Origin of the sequence: Citrobacter sp. Cu096 (genome assembly GCF_030332285.1) — a bacterium.
GTDB lineage: Bacteria > Pseudomonadota > Gammaproteobacteria > Enterobacterales > Enterobacteriaceae > Citrobacter > Citrobacter meridianamericanus.
Genome location: NZ_JAOWID010000030.1, coordinates 1,046,572 through 1,062,744, shown reverse-complemented (window position 1 = coordinate 1,062,744; position 16,173 = coordinate 1,046,572). Strand labels below are relative to the sequence as shown.

Genomic DNA, 16,173 nt, shown 5'->3' with positions numbered 1-16,173 from the left:
TTTACTTGTCGTGTTGCCAGAAAGCCGATAAGCACGGCCACGTCAGAAATTCGGTTGCAGGAAGCTGCAAGCCTGCCTCGTTCAGCCCTGTACCGATGCCAACAGAAAGCATGCCGCAAGCATTGATCGCCTCAATTCCCGCTTGAGCATCTTCTATGCCAATACACTGCCGCGGGTCAACGCCAAGCCCCGCACAGGCTGCCAGGAAAATTTCCGGATCCGGTTTTGAGCGGGTGATCAGCGCCGCATCCGCACAAAAATCAAAATAAGAGCTAAGATCAAGCGCGTGTAAAATAGCGGGAGCATTAAGCGATACAGAAGCTAGTCCCACCGGAATCTGCTGTTCACGCAACGTCATCAACAGCTCACGAATTCCCGGTAATACTGAGTTAACCGTTAGCTGGCGCAAAGAATGGACGTAGAGTCTGTTTTTTCTCTCGGCCAATTGTGCGCAGGCTTCAGGAGAAAACGCCCCCGCTTTCCCGCCATATTGCAAAATACGCTGTAGCGATTCGCCGCGACTAATCCCTTTCAGGCTGGCATTAAATGCTTCGTCGATCTCAATTCCTATTTCATCAGCTACCTGTCGCCAGGCGAGAAAATGCAGATGTGCAGTGTCGGTAATCACGCCATCTAAATCAAAAATGATGGCCTGTGGTTTGAAGATCATTCATCGCCCCCTTCCGTGGTAGCGGTCCCATGCGTAGGCGAAATGATGCCGCTATTGCTGAATACGGTCTCTCCTTGCAACGAGACTTTTTCGCCATTGACCCAAAGGGTAATCTGCTCAGTGCTGTGAATACGGATTTCGGCATCATTGATAGTTATCTGCAGAGTGGAGCCCTGCCAACGCAGCGGAAAAGAGAGCCTCTGCCAGTGAGCAGGTAATACTGGCGCAAGATGTAACTCCCCGTAACGCACGTTCACACCAGCAAATCCCTGGATTGCCCCCAGCCAGATGGCCCCCGTCGCTGCTGCATGAATACCGTCATCGCAGCTATGTGGTGCCTCTCCGAGATCGATCAGCGATCCTTCTCGCCAGAACCGATACCCCTGAGCCGAATCACCACAACGCGCAGCCACAATCCCATGGATCGCCTTACTCAAAGAGGAGTCATGAATTGTGCGCGGCTCGTAAAAACGCAGATTTGCCAGACACGTTTGCAGACTAAATTGCTCTGGCAACATGTAGGTCAGCATCACGACATCGGCCTGTTTGAGAATTTGCATCTCATTGACTTCCGCGCGGGAGTAATCGAGCAAAATCGTCTGCTTGCCCGCCAGGGCTTTGTACTGCGTCAGATCGATAGCCGGTTTGCGCAGGAACGTATCATCCTGAGGCAGCACGCCATCGGGCTGCACTTCCGGTCGCCACAGATGCTGTAAAAAATGTTCTGCACGATAAATAAACGTTTCATCGCTATACCCGAATCTACGGGCAAAACCCAGCGCCTGCTCTACGTTGTACCAGGCCATGTAGTTGGTGAACGCATTGTTGTTCACATGCTCAGTGTATTCATCCGGGCCAATCACATCGTGGATCTCTAAACGACCATTAATCATGACAGCCCTGCTAATCCAGAACTTCGCCGTTTCCAGCAGCAGCGTCATGCCCTCACGTGTCATGAAGTTTAGATCCCCGGTGGCATGCCAGTAATGGATTACCGCCCAGGCCACATCCGCCACGAGGTGATGTTCAGCCTGTGCGGAGGCCACTTTTTGCCGCAACCCGGTACGGATGTTGATCGCCGCGAATTCAGGCGTTTCCTCATCACCGCTGCGAGCGCTCTCCCACGGGAACAGCGCGCCCTGCCAACCGTTGCGACGGGCTTTCTCACGCGCCCCCGGCAGATTATGCCAGCGGTAACGCAATAGACTTCTCGCGGTTTTCGGTTCGGTAAACAGGTGAAATGGTAACAAAAAGACCTCAGTATCCCAGAAGATATGCCCTTTATACCCTTCGCCCGTCAGACCTTTGGCCGCGATACTGCTGCGCTCATCGTGGTCTGGGGTCATCACACGCAGATGATAGAGCGCATAGTCCAGTGCCTGCTGATCGCTGATATCAGTACTGGTAATCTGAACACGACGGCTTTGCCACCAGGCATGCCAGTTGGTGCTCGACTCAGCCAACAGAGCGTCATATCCCTGTTGCGCGCATTCTTCAATGTTACGCAACGACTGGCGTCCCCAGGTCTCAAGCGACAGGTTGCGTTCGCTCGTCCAGTCAACCCAACTCATTTTCGTCAGCGTGACGTGCTGCCCGGCTTGCGCCTGCACGGTGTTGTGTTGTAATAAGCGACGTTCTTTCGCAGTGAAGCAACGCTGCGCTGCGCCATCTACATCGCAATATGTGGTGATAGCGATGTCATTACGATTATCCTGGGTGGTGTAAATCCCTTGCATAAGATGCTGTCCAAAGACCCGGACCTGCGTTTCATCCAGATGCTGGCGACCATGATTGGTGATCGTGGCATCAATACCGGTCGAGATACCAATGCAGGCATCGGCATCCAGAGGCGTAATGACGATTTCCATCGCCAACAATGGCAGTTTCTGGGCCGAGGCAAAACGCCGGCTCTCAATGGCAAAACGCGCCCCATCAGATGCACACCAGATAAGCTCACGGCGAACTTCCCCGCAGGAAAAATCCAGTTCACGATGCCAGCTTTCAATCACGCCGCTGGTTAGCGAGAAAATCTCACCATTGAGTGAAATCTCTACCCCCACCACATCCGGAAGATTAACCAGTTCATTAATTTCGCCTTTACCTGCCCGGTGATAAAGACCTGCAAGGTACATACCGCGCGTCTGTAAAGTGTAAGCTTCCTCGTGGCTGGCGCGGATCCCCATATAGCCATTACCGATCGTCATAAGTGACGCATATTTATTCAGATTGTGTGGGCAAAAAACTGGTTCAGTTAACTTTACTGGCTTCGTCATAAGTCTACGTAGGTCCCTGTTTCAGCCGATTGATACAGTGCGGCAACCAGTTGTTGAATAACGACGCCCTGCTCTGCGTCAGCAATAGTGACAGGCTCGCCCTGGACATGGTTAACGAAGGCTTCCATGCTGCGATAATGACGGTTGTCGTCGGCCATTTCGCGCGCAAGCAGCACGTCAAGCGTACCATCACGGTCGGTGTAAACCTGGGCCGGGAATAACGTCGCCCCCGCCAAATCGCCGCAGAAATTAACGTTCATAATCGATTGTTCAGGAATATTCAGCGCGAAAGAGGTTTCCAGGCGCAGGATACCGCCGTTATGAAATTCAATCGTGCCGAACAAAGAATCCTCCACGGTATACGCCGTGGGATCCCATTTCCCAAACTGCCCACTGTTTTTACGCGTTCCAATACGTTGAAAGCTGTGCGCGTTAACACGCTTTACCGCCGGGAACCCCAGCACATACATGGCGGCATCCAACATATGAATACCGAGATCAATCAGCGGTCCACCGCCCTGCAGTTCTTTATTGGTAAACACTCCCCAGCCGGGCACGCCGCAGCGGCGCAAAGCGCGGACATTGGTGACATAGATTTCACCCAGAATACCGGCCATCACCTGCTCACGAAGTAGTTGCGTATCCAGCGCAAAACGATGATGAAAATCATAAGCCAGCACTTTCCCTACCCGACGCGCCGTTTTACACATTTCCAACGCCTCGTCTGGCGTCATTGCCGGAGGTTTCTCGCACATCACATGGCATCCAGCGTTCAATGCCAACATGGTGTGTTCATAATGAAAACGATTGGGCGAACAGATACTGACGATATCTGGTCTTGCCTCGCGTAACATCGTCTGGGGATCGTCCCAAACCTGCGGATTCCCGTATTTCTCTGCAAACAGCCGCGCCTGTGCCAGGCGGCTGTCACAGACAGCCACCAGTTCCAGATCGTTGCGGGTGCAGTAGTACGAAGCATGAACTTTATCCGCCACCTGCCCGGTGCCGATAATGGCGACACGAAGCGGAGAGCTTGTCAGTGCACTTTTCACGGAAATCCTCTTAGCAGGTACGCAGCCAGGCCAGTGACTGACGATACGCTTCCGGCAGATTCTCTGCTCGTACGCGCCCTTCGTACACAACGTAGCCCTGATAATTATCTTCACGTAACTGGTCAAACAGTGCAGTGAAATCCAGCGTACCGCTTCCCGGCTGATAACGATGGTTATCCGCAATATGGACGTGACCCAGCAGATCGCGATTGTCATGTAGCGCCTGTGCCATATCGTCTTCTTCGATATTCATATGGTAAAAATCACCAATGATTTGCACATGCTTCAGATTATTTTCCACGATATAGCGACGGGCATCCGCCAGAGTGTTGATCATATGATCCTGATAGCGGTTGAGCGGCTCCAGATACACCACCGTCCCCGTACGCCCGGCAACGTTATCGAGGTAAATCAATGAATCACTGACGGCTTTACGATCGCCCGCAAGGCTACGCGGTGAGGTCATCGGCGGTAAGCGGAAGGTAAACATGCCCCATGCAGCCGGGACAATAATGCCTTGCCCACCGACTTCGGCCAGTGCTTCGAGAATGTGAGTGATCTGCTGTAAACCGTTCAAGCGACGCTCTTCGATAAAATCACCAATCCAGCCGTCATAACCTCCACAGGCTGTGGTGACGGGAAGACCCGTTTCTTTGATCGCCGCTTTTACTTCCGCAAGGTTATTAACCAGCAATTTGCCGTCAATTTCAAAACCGTCAAACCCCATCTCTTTGATGTAACGGAATTTCTCGAGAATATTTTCCGGAAAAAAAGCCTGATTCTGTGTTCCAATTTTCATTTTCTGCATTCCTTAATTAAAACGTCACACCCATTTTGATGCTCTTTTCCGGATGGCGATCGACATACTGCATATAGCTTTCCGGGCTGCTGGCAAAAGTCACAACCGGGTCGATCAGTTCTTCACAGTTCAGGTAACCGTTCATCAACAGTTCCCAACAGGTTTCCTCGATGCGCTTGCGGCTCCAGCGCGGATAATCTGGATTCGGTTCACTGCAGGCGCGGGAGAAGACAATTTTGGCGTTGTTAAAGTGCGCTTCACGGCCAAGGTTGAAGCCTTCTGCAAAAGGCTTGGCAAAAGCGACATAAGAAATGGTGCCACCATAGGCCAGACCGCGTAACGCCGACTGCAACGCATCCGCATAGCCGCTGGTTTCGATGATCACATCCGCGCCCTGCTTGCCGGTCAGCGTTTTAATCTCTTTACCTACGTCGGTACCGATCGGGTTCAGGCAGAAGTCCGCGCCATGACGGCGAGCGATATCACAGCGATGTTCAATAGGATCTACGCCGATCACTACCGACGCGCCCGCTTTTTTGGCCAGTTGCACGGCTATTTGACCAATTGCCCCTAAGCCCACGATGACCACAAAGTCACCAACGCGCACATTGGCGTCGCGCACGCCGCTCATGGCGAACTGGGCCGGGTCATAGCAGACGGCGTTTTTCCACGAGCTGCCCTGCGGCATTTTACGCAGCTTATAGTTATTCACCGCGTTGATGATGACTGTTTCCGACAGCGGACCGTAGCCGCAAACTGAATCGCCAACGGCGTATTCGGTCACATCGCTGCCACACTCAATAACATCGCCCACCACCATATTGCCAAGCTGGAATTTACCGAATTCGATCCCGCGCGGTGCCCCTTCCGGACGCGGCATAAACATTTGCCATTCACCGTTAAAATCTTCGTCAATAAACGGGCTGGCTGCGCGAAAATCGACCACTTCCGTGCCATGTTTCGGCGCGCCAAATTTAACGCGAACTTTAACTTCATTGGCGGATACCGCTCTGTCTTCATATTCCACCAGCGCTGCAACGCGCGGTTCTGTGGCAACTAACTTCTTCATTTACAACTCCTTAATTAAACTGGCCGCTTAACCTTTCACGCCGCCAGCGGTCAAACCACTTTTAATAAAACGTTCGGAAAGCGCATACATAATGACCACCGGCAATGCGGTGACTAACGATGCAGCCATCATGCGTCCCCAGATATAGTCAGGTGTACTGAACAGCGCGTTCAGACCGACCGGTAAGGTAAAATTGCTGGCGCTGGAAAGGAAAATCGAAGCAAACAGGTAGTCATTCCACGCCACCATAAAGCAGTACACAAAGACCGAAACCAGACCAGACATTGCCAACGGCACGGTAATACGAAAGATGATCTGCAGACGGTTCAACCCATCCATCATCGCGGCCTCTTCTATCTCATCCGGAATGGTGTCGAAGTAGCTTTTCAGCATGAATACCGCTGTCGGCAACGTCTGGGTAACCATAGTGATAATTAGCGCCATTTCAGTGTCATAGATGCCAAGAGCCGTAATGATTTTGAATAGCGGCACTACCAGCAGGATCCCTGAAAACATGTACACCGTGTAAAAGCTGGCATTGATGGTCATCCGTCCCTTAAAACGCAGGCGGGAAAGCGCATACGCGCCAAGCACACCGAGAAACACCGCCACCACAGAAGAAGTCACCGATACCACCAGGCTATTACGGAAGTAGTCAACAAACGGGAAAATCATCGGGTTGAAGATGTCGATGTAATGTTCCAGCGTCCATTGCTGCGGTAACAGCGTTGGATGCAGCGAGATCGCCTCTTTTGCGCTTTTAAATGAAGTCATCAGCATCACAAAAAATGGAAATAACGTGATGCCCAGGAAGACAATTAATCCACAGTAAAAGCCAATGCGGCCAAGCGTGCGCTTATTTGTTGCCATTGAGGTTCACCCGTTTTCTGGTCAGCAGGATAACAGCGAAAATGATGACGAATAGGACAACAGAGATCGCGGCCGCTTTACCTAAGTCATTAAATGCAAACGCTGTTTTATAGAGATAGACCCCGAGAATATCGACTTTCGTGGTCAGCAGATAAACATCGGCGAACATGTAGAACATCCAGATCGTGCGCAGCGTCACCACGGTCGCCAGCACGGGCATAATCGCTGGTAACGTGACGATACGAAACCGTTGCCAGGCGTTCGCGCCATCCATTTCCGCTGCCTCATATAACGATTTATCTATAGTCTGCAAAATCGCCAGAAACGAAATAAAGGCATACGGAAAATAGCGCCAGATAGCGAACAGTACGACCAGCGCAAAGCTGCTACCGGGATTGTCGAACCACAGCGGCGCCTGATCGTAAAGATGCAACAGATCCACGCCGAGGTAGTTCACAATGCCGTAGCCGTTGTTGAACATGTATTTCCAGGCAAACACCAGCGATATTGATGGCGTTACGTAAGAGAGGATGACCAGTGAGCGCGCCGTTTTCCGCAGACGAAACTCACGGTTAAAGAACATCGCCACGCCCAGTCCCAGTATCGTGCTCCCTGCCACGACCAGCGCGGTATACCAGACCGTCATCCACAGTGAATGCCAGAATCCAGGATCGGATAAGATACGGATATAGTTGCTCAGGCCGACAAACGTTGACTCGATTTGCGGATTCAGCGGCAGACGCATAAAGCTGATTTCGATGTTAGATATCATCGGCCACGCCACTAAACCGCCCAGCAACAGCAAGCTAGGGGCCAGCAGCAGCATGGCGAATGGCATATCGGATCGGCCTGAAAAGAACTTATTCATCACGGCTTTCCATTTCCCCATTAGCGCTGTTCAATAAGGTCATCCAGTTTTGTCTGGCTTGCCTTGATAGTCGATGAAAGGTCAGCTTTTCCTACCGTCACGTTGTGCACCATGGTACTCACGACACCCGAGCCGGTTACGTCGCCCATGCGGGTAAAGTTCTTATCACCCACGGCGCCAAAGACCTGAATATATGGCAGTTCGGCAATCAGTTGATCGGGTAATTCACCCAGCGCTTTGATGACAGTGTTATCTTTCCATGTCGGGGTATTCACCACCGCTTTGTTGACCGGCAGCGCGGCCCCTGGCGACATCATGACCCAGTCCGCAATGTTGTCGGCCTGTTCCATAAAGATGACAAATTTCTCTGCTGCTTCTGTTTCTTCAGATTTTTGGCCCGCGGTAATGGTTAGCGACGTCAACATGCCGTAAACAGCGGAAGTTTTTTCTGTCGGGACCATAAAGCCGACATTTTTAGGATCGCCCTCTTTAATCACCGCCGGAAGGATATAGGTAGAGTAAATCGCCATCGGCGCCGTGCCGTTCATGAAAGCGTCTTTAACTTCCATGATGTCGTTAGAGCCCGGCATAGTGTTCATGGCAAGTTGGCGGTAATACTGCAGCGCCTGGGTCATCTCAGGCGTGTCGAGCGTTATCTTTCCCTGCCCATCAAAAACGTTGGCCTGGTTAGAAAGCGCGAACTGGGAGAATGACTGTTCGGTCAAAACGCTTTCCGCCGTAGGCAGCGCAATACCGTATTTCTTACTGCCAGGATTATTGAGCTTCTGCGCCGCTTCCAGTAGTTGCTGCCAGTCTTTGGGTTCCTGAAGTCCGGCTTTAGCCAGCACATCTTTGCGATACCAGATCCCGCCAATCCAGGCGCTGACCGGAACTCCGGTCCATGCAGTTCCGTCTTCAGTGCGCACTATACGCAGAACGCCATCATAAAAAGCATCTTCACCTACGCCGTTGATGACTTGCGCCACCGCTTTACGATCGATAAGGGATTCTTTATCCATAACTTTCGCGTAGTCATGGCTGGTTTCAATCACTTCAGGCAATGAACCGCTGCGCGCCAGGGTAATGACTTTGGTGTTGTAAGCATCTTCTTCCACTGGAACCTGTTTGACACTGATGCCCGGGTTCTCTTTTTCAAAACGCTCAATCAGTTTCGCAATAACCGCCTGACGCTCCTGCTCTACAGAGGAGTGCATAAATTCAATCGCGACAGAGGACTTTTTATCATCCTTGCACCCGGAAACCAGGGCGCAGGAAACCAGTGCTGAAATCAGCACAATTTTAGCTTTAAACATGAAATGTTCCTTTTTATTACTTAACCCACATGACCTGCCAGGCGTGCAACGTTAATTCCTTACCCGAAATAGCTTTATCGCTAATCAAATCAAATCCATTTTCAATATCAATACTAATGGTTTGAGTATGATCGCTGACATTAAATACCCCGGTAATTTTTTCGCCTGTATCTGCCGTACGTTTAATTAGCATTACTGCCGGTGTAACACTAATAATTTGAAAATCACTATCAGGATGAAAGGCTTTATTATTACGGCGAATGACGATTAATCTGGATAATTCATAATAAACAGCATGGCGCAAACTGGTTTCATCTTTCAACTCTGCTTCTATTTGTCTTACCGAATATTTTTTACGATTAATCGCACGGTTGTACCCTAATATTTCCACCCCTTCATAGTCATTTCGTGATCCAAGAATGCTTTGAATATAAACCGCAGGTATGCCCGGAAAACTCAGCAAAATGGCATGTGCGAGAATAAATCGGGAGAACCGTTCGGCATCACTGCAATTACCAGGCGTTAGCGCATCCAGATATGTCACGTTAATTTCATACGGACTGCGGCTACCATCAGGATTATTTTTCCAGTTAACCAGCGCGCCTTCCTGCTGTAATTTTGTCACCAGTTGCGTGATTTCATCTTCAGGTAACAGACCCCGTAATGGGTTGAGACCAATACCATCATGTGATGCAAGGAAATTAAACCAGGTCGTCTCCCTGGAGGGGAGTTCCAGTGATTGTGCCCACTGACATAAAGTTGTCGTATCCTGGCGTTGTACCGCATGCAGCACCAGCGGAGGCAGCGAGAATTGGTACACCATGTGCGCCTCATCATGACCGTTACCGTAGTAAGACACGTTATCCTTATGCGGAACGTTCGTTTCAGTAATGATCGCCGTACCCGGTGCAGCGACTTCTGCAATCGCGCGGAACAGTTTAATAAGCTGATGCGTTTTATCCAGATGAATACAGGTCGTCCCCGGCTCTTTCCACATAAAACCAACCGCATCCAGGCGGACATAATCCGCGCCCTGCTCAAGATAACTCAGCAGCACATCGACCATCGCCAATAACACCAACGGATTGGCATAGTTGAGATCGATCTGGTCGTCGCTGAACGTCGTCCATAAATGGCGCACGGTATTATCTTTCAGCGTAAAAGGTGTCAGTAACGGTAATGCGCGTGGACGCGTTACGTTGCTCAGGTCCATTTCAGGATCCATTGCAATAAAGAAATCCTCATAACCGTCAAGCTGTTGCAAATAGTTATTAAACCATTCACTTTTGGCTGACATATGGTTACAAACAAAATCAAACATCAGTCGACTGGATTCATCCAGTTGCTTAATATCATTCCAGTCACCGGTCTCTTCAGCAACCTGATGATAATTAATCACCGAAAAGCCATCGTCCGAAGACCACGGATAGAATGGCAACAAATGCACATGAGAAAATGTCGACTTAAGCCATTTATTATAAAACTGATTAAACGTCGGCAGCGGTTTCTGATCAGCCCCGTGGAATTGATCGGCATAGGTAATAAGAACAACATCACCCTCGTCCCAATGCGTTTTACGCTTTTTTTTAATTAATTTCTGTGATTTTTCTAAACGTGCAACCAGCGCTTGATAGTGACATGAAGTCAATGCATCACCATAAACTTCAGTCAGGCACTTTTGGATCTTTTGATTCACTTTTGATTTCCGTGGTAGCGGTCCCATGATTCAAGAGACTACTCTGACGAAAATAAGCTGTCAATCAGCCGAGGTACTCCTGAGGGGGGTATAAAAGAAATTTGGCAGCCAAAAAATCGTATTTGTGAGCTGCCGCAAATTAACTGAGGGGATGTTGATTAGTTGTTGCTTGCTTTTGCTGATTCAGATATCAGGTTTGATTACCTGAATAGCGTTTCGACAATTTTGCCGCAGCCCGACTCAATACCGGCTCCAGAATCAGCGCCAGCAGCATTTTTAGCGGGCGTCGGGCGACGGATTTCACCGCCCACCCTGCTACCCCCGCCGGGCCGTAGCGCAGCGCAGTCAGAAGCACCAGCTTACCTGCTATTTTGAAGCCCGGCTTAACCCTTTGCCCGGCACGTTGCCAGCGATTGTTCATTTCTAACCTCACAGTTGGCGGAAGCGGCTGCGTAATGAAAAGGTATCAGACGTCACATAACGCTCCATTTCACGCAAACGCTTTTCACTTGCGGCCAGCTCACGATCGACAGCGTCCAATAGTTCACCGTTTGAAGGCTGCTGCTCGCCGGAAACCACATTGTCCGGCATCGGGTCCAACACAAACGTCAGCACGATGTAGGCGACGAAGGTAAAAAAAGCCAGACCAAAAAAGACTGACAACACCACCAGGATCCGTACCAGCTTCACAGGCACATCGAGATAATGCGCAATCCCAGCACAAACCCCCTTCACCATGCCCCGCTGCGGAATACGCCACAGTTTTTTGTTCAGGTTAACGCCTCCCATTAGCGGTCCCTCCAGTTTGGATGTTCAGCATCAAGGATGTCTTCCAGCGCCTGAATGCGCTCGCGCATCCGCAGTGCGTCATCGTTGAGTTCGACCAGACGTTGCTGTTCACTTTGCGACAGTTCGCCACGACTGGAACGGTTGCTGTAATGCAGCCAGAGCCAAATCGGTAAAACAAACAACACAAAGATGGTTAACGGGATAGCCAGAAATAGCGCGCTCATGAGTACTCCTTACAGGTGATGAGCGGCGGCGCGTTCGGGCGCCGCCAGATGTTATTATTGCTTGTCTTGCTGCATTTTGGCTTTAAGTTGCGCCAGCTGCTCGCTGATTTCATCATCTGCTTTCAGGTCAGCAAATTGCTGATCCAGAGACTTCTGTTTGCCGAAGTTATGACTTTCAGCCTCAGCCTCCATATGATCGATACGTCGCTCGAAAGATTCAAAGCGCGCCATCGCTTCATCCAGCTTGCCGCTGTCCAGTTGACGACGAACATCGCGGGAAGAACTCGCCGCCTGATGGCGCAACATTAACGCCTGCTGACGAGCCCGGGTTTCACTGAGTTTATTTTCCAGCTCACCGATCTCTTTTTTCATACGCGTCAGCGTATCGTCAACCAGCGTCACCTCATGCTCGAGAGAAGCAATCAGGTCGGTCAGTTTCTGCTTTTCGATTAACGCAGAACGCGCCAAATCTTCTTTCTCTTTGCGCAGCGCCAGCTCGGCTTTTTCCTGCCACTCTGCCTGTTGTGCACTCGCCTGTTCGATACGGCGAGATAATTGTTTCTTTTCTGCCAGTGCGCGGGCGGAGTTTGACCGCACCTCAACCAGGGTATCTTCCATTTCCTGGATCATTAACCGCACCAGCTTCTGCGGATCTTCAGCCTTTTCCAGCAACGCATTAATGTTGGCGTTCACGATGTCGGCAAAACGAGAAAAAATACCCATAATGTAATCCTCACTTACTGTTCTGATATCGGGCGATGCCCTGCTGTTTACGTAATGCACTTGGCGTGCCAATTTTTTAAGGCATTGATTTTAATAATTATATCTAATTTTACCTGACGAGATAATTAGGGTAAATTGGTGAATAACACTAACAAATGGTGAATTTCATCATGGCAGGATACAAAGACAATCTACTGGGCGAAGCAAACAGCTTTATTGAAGTACTGGAGCAGGTTTCTCATCTGGCACCGCTGGATAAACCTGTACTGGTTATTGGTGAGCGAGGTACTGGGAAAGAGCTTATCGCCAACCGCCTGCACTATCTCTCCACCCGTTGGCAAGGCCCGTTTATCTCGCTTAACTGCGCGGCCCTCAACGAGAACTTGCTGGATTCAGAACTGTTTGGTCACGAAGCAGGGGCTTTTACCGGGGCGCAAAAACGCCATCCAGGGCGTTTCGAACGTGCTGATGGCGGTACGCTGTTTCTTGATGAACTGGCGACCGCACCAATGCTGGTGCAGGAAAAACTGCTGCGCGTAATTGAATATGGCGAGCTGGAGCGTGTCGGCGGCAGCCAGCCCTTGCAGGTTAACGTTCGCCTTGTTTGTGCGACCAATGAAGACCTGCCACGTATGGTCAGCGAAGGCACTTTCCGCGCAGATCTGCTGGATCGTCTGGCCTTTGACGTGGTGCAACTGCCCCCGTTACGCGAGCGTCAAAGCGACATCATGTTAATGGCCGAGCATTTCGCTATTCAGATGTGCCGCGAGATCGGGTTACCCCTGTTTCCTGGGTTTAGCGCTGAGGCCAGAGAAACCCTCCTCCACTATCGCTGGCCGGGCAATATTCGTGAACTGAAAAACGTTGTGGAGCGCTCCGTATACCGGCACGGTACCAGCGATTTCCCATTGGATGAGATAATCATTGACCCCTTCTGCCGTCACGTTTCGCAGCCGCAGGTAGCGGAAACAACACCGGCATCTGTTGCATTACCGCTGGATCTGCGTGAGTTCCAGCGGCTGCAGGAAAAAGACTTGTTACAGACCAGCTTACAGCAGGCAAAATTTAATCAGAAAAAAGCCGCTGAATTATTAGGTTTGACTTATCATCAGCTACGCGCTTTGCTGAAGAAACACCAGATTTAATCTACTTTTTTCTACGTGATATTGGATGGTTTGACGCATAACGTTAAAACAGCTTAACATGCCATTCCACTGTATAAAAAGACAGGCACCAGATTATGACGTTGTCATTAATTGGCGAAAAAATTGACAGAAATCGCTTCACCGGTGAAAAAGTTGAAAATAGCACTTTTTTAAACTGTGATTTTTCGGGCGTCGACCTTAGCGGTACTGAATTTATCGGCTGTCAGTTCTATGATCGAGAAAACCAGAATGGGTGCAATTTCAGTCGCGCAATGCTGAAAGATGCCATTTTTAAAAGCTGTGATTTATCAATGGCGGATTTTCGCAACGCCAGTGCGCTGGGCATTGAAATTCGTCACTGCCGCGCACAGGGTGCAGATTTTCGCAGTGCAAGCTTTATGAATATGATCACCACGCGCACCTGGTTTTGCAGCGCATATATCACTAATACCAATCTAAGCTACGCCAACTTTTCGAAGGCCGTGCTTGAAAAGTGCGAATTGTGGGAAAACCGATGGATGGGAACTCAGGTGCTGGGTGCGACCTTCAGTGGTTCAGATCTCTCCGGCGGCGAGTTTTCGTCGTTCGACTGGCGGACTGCAAATTTTACGCATTGTGATTTGACCAATTCCGAACTGGGTAATTTAGATATTCGGGGCGTCGATTTACAAGGTGTCAAATTGGACAGCTACCAGGCCGCGTTGCTGATGGAGCGGCTTGGTATCGCTGTGATTGGTTAACATTCAGGTAGCGGTAAGTACCGCTCCCGCCCTTATACGAGGGTGTACGCACTCACCTTAAAAGTGACTTTCAACGCAGAGCGCATGAGCGTCAAAGAGTTCCTGTCCCCCCATCAGAGCACCAGACCTGGCCGGATGTATAGCTGTTCTCTTCAGCGGCCAAAGTGACATAAAGCGGCGCAATCTCCACCGGTTGACCAGGGCGACCCAGCGGCGCATTTGCACCAAATTTCTCCACTTTTTCCTGGGGTTGACCACCACAGCACTGCAGCACAGTCCAGTATGGTCCCGGCGCTACAGCATTTACCCGTATCCCTTTCGGGGCCAGTTGTTTCGCCAGCGATTTAGTAAATGCCACGATCGCTGCCTTGGTCTGAGCATAATCAAGCAGGATTTCACTTGGTTCATAAGCCTGTACCGAGGAGGTATTAATTATCACGCTGTCTGGTGAAAGATGGGGTATAGCCGCTTTGGTTATCCAAAACATAGCGTAGACATTGGTCTTGAATGTTGCATCAAAATCTTCTGTGGTGAGTTCCTCAATTGACTCGCAAAATTGCTGACGCCCCGCATTATTGACGAGGATATCCAACCCTCCCAGTCCTTTTACCGCCTGTTTTACCAGATTGCCGCAAAAAGTTTCATCACGGATATCTCCGGGGATAGCCAAAACATTTCTGCCTGCTTTTTTTATCAGGTCGACTACTTCACGCGCATCGTCTTCTTCTTCAGGTAAATAGTTGATCGCAACATCAGCACCTTCACGAGCATAGGCAATAGCAACAGCACGACCAATTCCCGAATCCCCACCGGTAATTAATACCTTGCGCCCATTCAAGCGACCGCTTCCCTGATAGCTGTCTTCTCCATGGTCGGGACGCGGTTGCATTTTCCCCGCCAGCCCAGGAAAGGGTTGTTGCTGCCGTGGAAAAGGCGGCGTCGGAAATCGCGCAGAATTAGTTTTATTGATGGTCTTTTTTTCCTTATTTAAGTCAGCCATTCAATTACCTCTCATTAATTATCACAAAGACTAATAAGCGTAGACCAAAATGAGTGACATGACCTATATCACTCACCTAAACCTAATTCCTCATAATATTAATTCTCGCTCCCACACACCGCTGCATTTATAGCCGCATCACGACTTCAATGTACACAATGAGATTAATCCAGGTTTAATATCAAAAATAATAAATCGATATAAATCATAAATTTATATAAAAAATCACCATTTTAATCTCAGCACGCCCATCAGCGTTAGATTTAATTTGCACGTTATCATTTGAGACTTATCCAGTTCGCTTTATTAATAAATAGCAACCATAATTAATATCTTAACCCTCTCACAATGGAGAACGTATGAAATTATCCATAGCGCCATTATTGTGTTGTTTTTTATTGTCGCCAGCGCTTGCTGATGATATCGGCGGGTTGAAAAAGGATACTGCTCCACCGCCATCCCACGCTCTGGATGATGGTTATCGTGGGACTGAAGATGCAAGAATCATGACTGTCGAACAGGCCAAAACTATGCATGATGGTGCGACCATTTCTCTGCGAGGTAATCTCATCGAGGATCAAGGCGGAGACAAATTTATCTTTCGTGATAAAACCGGCAGTATCCATACTTTAATTCCACTCGCGGTTTTCGATGGTCGAACGGTTAAACCCGATCAAATGATCAGTATTAACGGTAGTCTCGACGCGAAAATGCAACCACCAGTAATACGAGTAAATAAACTCCAGAAGTAACGCAATAACCGGGAAAGAAGCCACTCTTCCCGGTAGATTTTCATTATTCTCACGGTTTTGCTAATGCTCTCTTCTGCCCGTCATGGTCATTTCTCCCCCTCTCTCCCCTCACATTTTTCTGTCTGCCAGCGAATCCCACGTTTAAGCGAGTCAGATGGGTCATGAAAATGCTAAGATAGTTAATAGAGTA

The 16,173-nt window shown here is 49.6% G+C and carries 17 protein-coding genes; 3 read left to right on the top strand and 14 right to left on the bottom strand.

Features of this window, described 5'->3' with window-relative positions:
- Position 1: 1 nt before the first annotated feature.
- From pgmB to pspA, 13 genes are all read right to left on the bottom strand, one after another.
- Entirely contained in the window at positions 2-670 is a 669-nt protein-coding gene (pgmB, locus tag OGX99_RS19450; protein WP_151219338.1) for a beta-phosphoglucomutase, read from the bottom strand.
- Complete coding sequence (locus OGX99_RS19445) at positions 667-2,943, bottom strand: glycoside hydrolase family 65 protein (protein WP_286544744.1); 2,277 nt, start codon at positions 2,941-2,943, stop codon at positions 667-669. Before OGX99_RS19445 ends, pgmB begins: the two co-directional genes overlap by 4 nt.
- Positions 2,940-3,995, bottom strand: coding sequence for a D-glucoside 3-dehydrogenase (ycjS, locus tag OGX99_RS19440; protein ID WP_187259602.1), 1,056 nt, complete (start codon positions 3,993-3,995; stop codon positions 2,940-2,942). The genes OGX99_RS19445 and ycjS overlap by 4 nt, the downstream gene beginning before the upstream one ends.
- A gap of 10 nt (positions 3,996-4,005) precedes the next feature.
- On the bottom strand, positions 4,006-4,794 hold the full coding sequence (ycjR, locus tag OGX99_RS19435) for a 3-dehydro-D-guloside 4-epimerase (RefSeq protein ID WP_151225507.1): 789 nt from the start codon (positions 4,792-4,794) through the stop codon (positions 4,006-4,008).
- 16 nt (positions 4,795-4,810) lie between these two features.
- Positions 4,811-5,863 carry a D-guloside 3-dehydrogenase gene (gene ycjQ / locus OGX99_RS19430; protein ID WP_151219341.1) on the bottom strand — a complete coding sequence of 351 codons (1,053 nt, stop codon included), beginning with the start codon at positions 5,861-5,863 and terminating at the stop codon, positions 4,811-4,813.
- Positions 5,864-5,890: 27 nt separating this feature from the next.
- Positions 5,891-6,733, bottom strand: coding sequence for a carbohydrate ABC transporter permease (locus tag OGX99_RS19425; protein ID WP_003020474.1), 843 nt, complete (start codon positions 6,731-6,733; stop codon positions 5,891-5,893).
- Positions 6,720-7,601 carry a carbohydrate ABC transporter permease gene (locus OGX99_RS19420; RefSeq protein ID WP_151219342.1) on the bottom strand — a complete coding sequence of 294 codons (882 nt, stop codon included), beginning with the start codon at positions 7,599-7,601 and terminating at the stop codon, positions 6,720-6,722. The genes OGX99_RS19425 and OGX99_RS19420 overlap by 14 nt, the downstream gene beginning before the upstream one ends.
- A gap of 20 nt (positions 7,602-7,621) precedes the next feature.
- Positions 7,622-8,914: an ABC transporter substrate-binding protein gene (locus OGX99_RS19415; RefSeq protein ID WP_286544739.1), complete on the bottom strand. Its 1,293-nt coding sequence runs from the start codon at positions 8,912-8,914 to the stop codon at positions 7,622-7,624.
- 16 nt (positions 8,915-8,930) lie between these two features.
- A complete protein-coding gene (locus OGX99_RS19410; RefSeq protein WP_286544737.1) occupies positions 8,931-10,637 on the bottom strand; it encodes a sugar phosphorylase in 1,707 nt (568 codons plus the stop codon).
- Positions 10,638-10,800: 163 nt separating this feature from the next.
- Entirely contained in the window at positions 10,801-11,031 is a 231-nt protein-coding gene (gene pspD, locus OGX99_RS19405; protein ID WP_151219344.1) for a phage shock protein PspD, read from the bottom strand.
- 8 nt (positions 11,032-11,039) lie between these two features.
- Positions 11,040-11,399 carry an envelope stress response membrane protein PspC gene (gene pspC / locus OGX99_RS19400; RefSeq protein WP_286544734.1) on the bottom strand — a complete coding sequence of 120 codons (360 nt, stop codon included), beginning with the start codon at positions 11,397-11,399 and terminating at the stop codon, positions 11,040-11,042.
- Entirely contained in the window at positions 11,399-11,623 is a 225-nt protein-coding gene (pspB, locus tag OGX99_RS19395; protein ID WP_151219346.1) for an envelope stress response membrane protein PspB, read from the bottom strand. The genes pspC and pspB overlap by 1 nt, the downstream gene beginning before the upstream one ends.
- Positions 11,624-11,677: 54 nt before the next feature.
- Positions 11,678-12,346: a phage shock protein PspA gene (gene pspA, locus OGX99_RS19390; protein ID WP_151219347.1), complete on the bottom strand. Its 669-nt coding sequence runs from the start codon at positions 12,344-12,346 to the stop codon at positions 11,678-11,680.
- A 155-nt stretch (positions 12,347-12,501) separates the two neighbouring features.
- Here pspA and pspF point away from each other — a divergent pair, with 155 nt between their 5' ends.
- Positions 12,502-13,491 carry a phage shock protein operon transcriptional activator gene (pspF, locus tag OGX99_RS19385; protein WP_187252349.1) on the top strand — a complete coding sequence of 330 codons (990 nt, stop codon included), beginning with the start codon at positions 12,502-12,504 and terminating at the stop codon, positions 13,489-13,491.
- Between the two features lie 95 nt (positions 13,492-13,586).
- Positions 13,587-14,231: a QnrB family quinolone resistance pentapeptide repeat protein gene (locus OGX99_RS19380; protein WP_286544729.1), complete on the top strand. Its 645-nt coding sequence runs from the start codon at positions 13,587-13,589 to the stop codon at positions 14,229-14,231.
- A gap of 91 nt (positions 14,232-14,322) precedes the next feature.
- On the opposite strand, the gene OGX99_RS19375 is transcribed toward OGX99_RS19380, so the two are convergent.
- Positions 14,323-15,231, bottom strand: coding sequence for an SDR family oxidoreductase (locus OGX99_RS19375; protein ID WP_187252347.1), 909 nt, complete (start codon positions 15,229-15,231; stop codon positions 14,323-14,325).
- A gap of 359 nt (positions 15,232-15,590) precedes the next feature.
- Between OGX99_RS19375 and OGX99_RS19370 the strand changes: the two genes are divergently transcribed.
- Entirely contained in the window at positions 15,591-15,983 is a 393-nt protein-coding gene (locus OGX99_RS19370; protein WP_286544726.1) for a YdeI family stress tolerance OB fold protein, read from the top strand.
- The last annotated feature ends 190 nt before the right edge of the window (positions 15,984-16,173 follow it).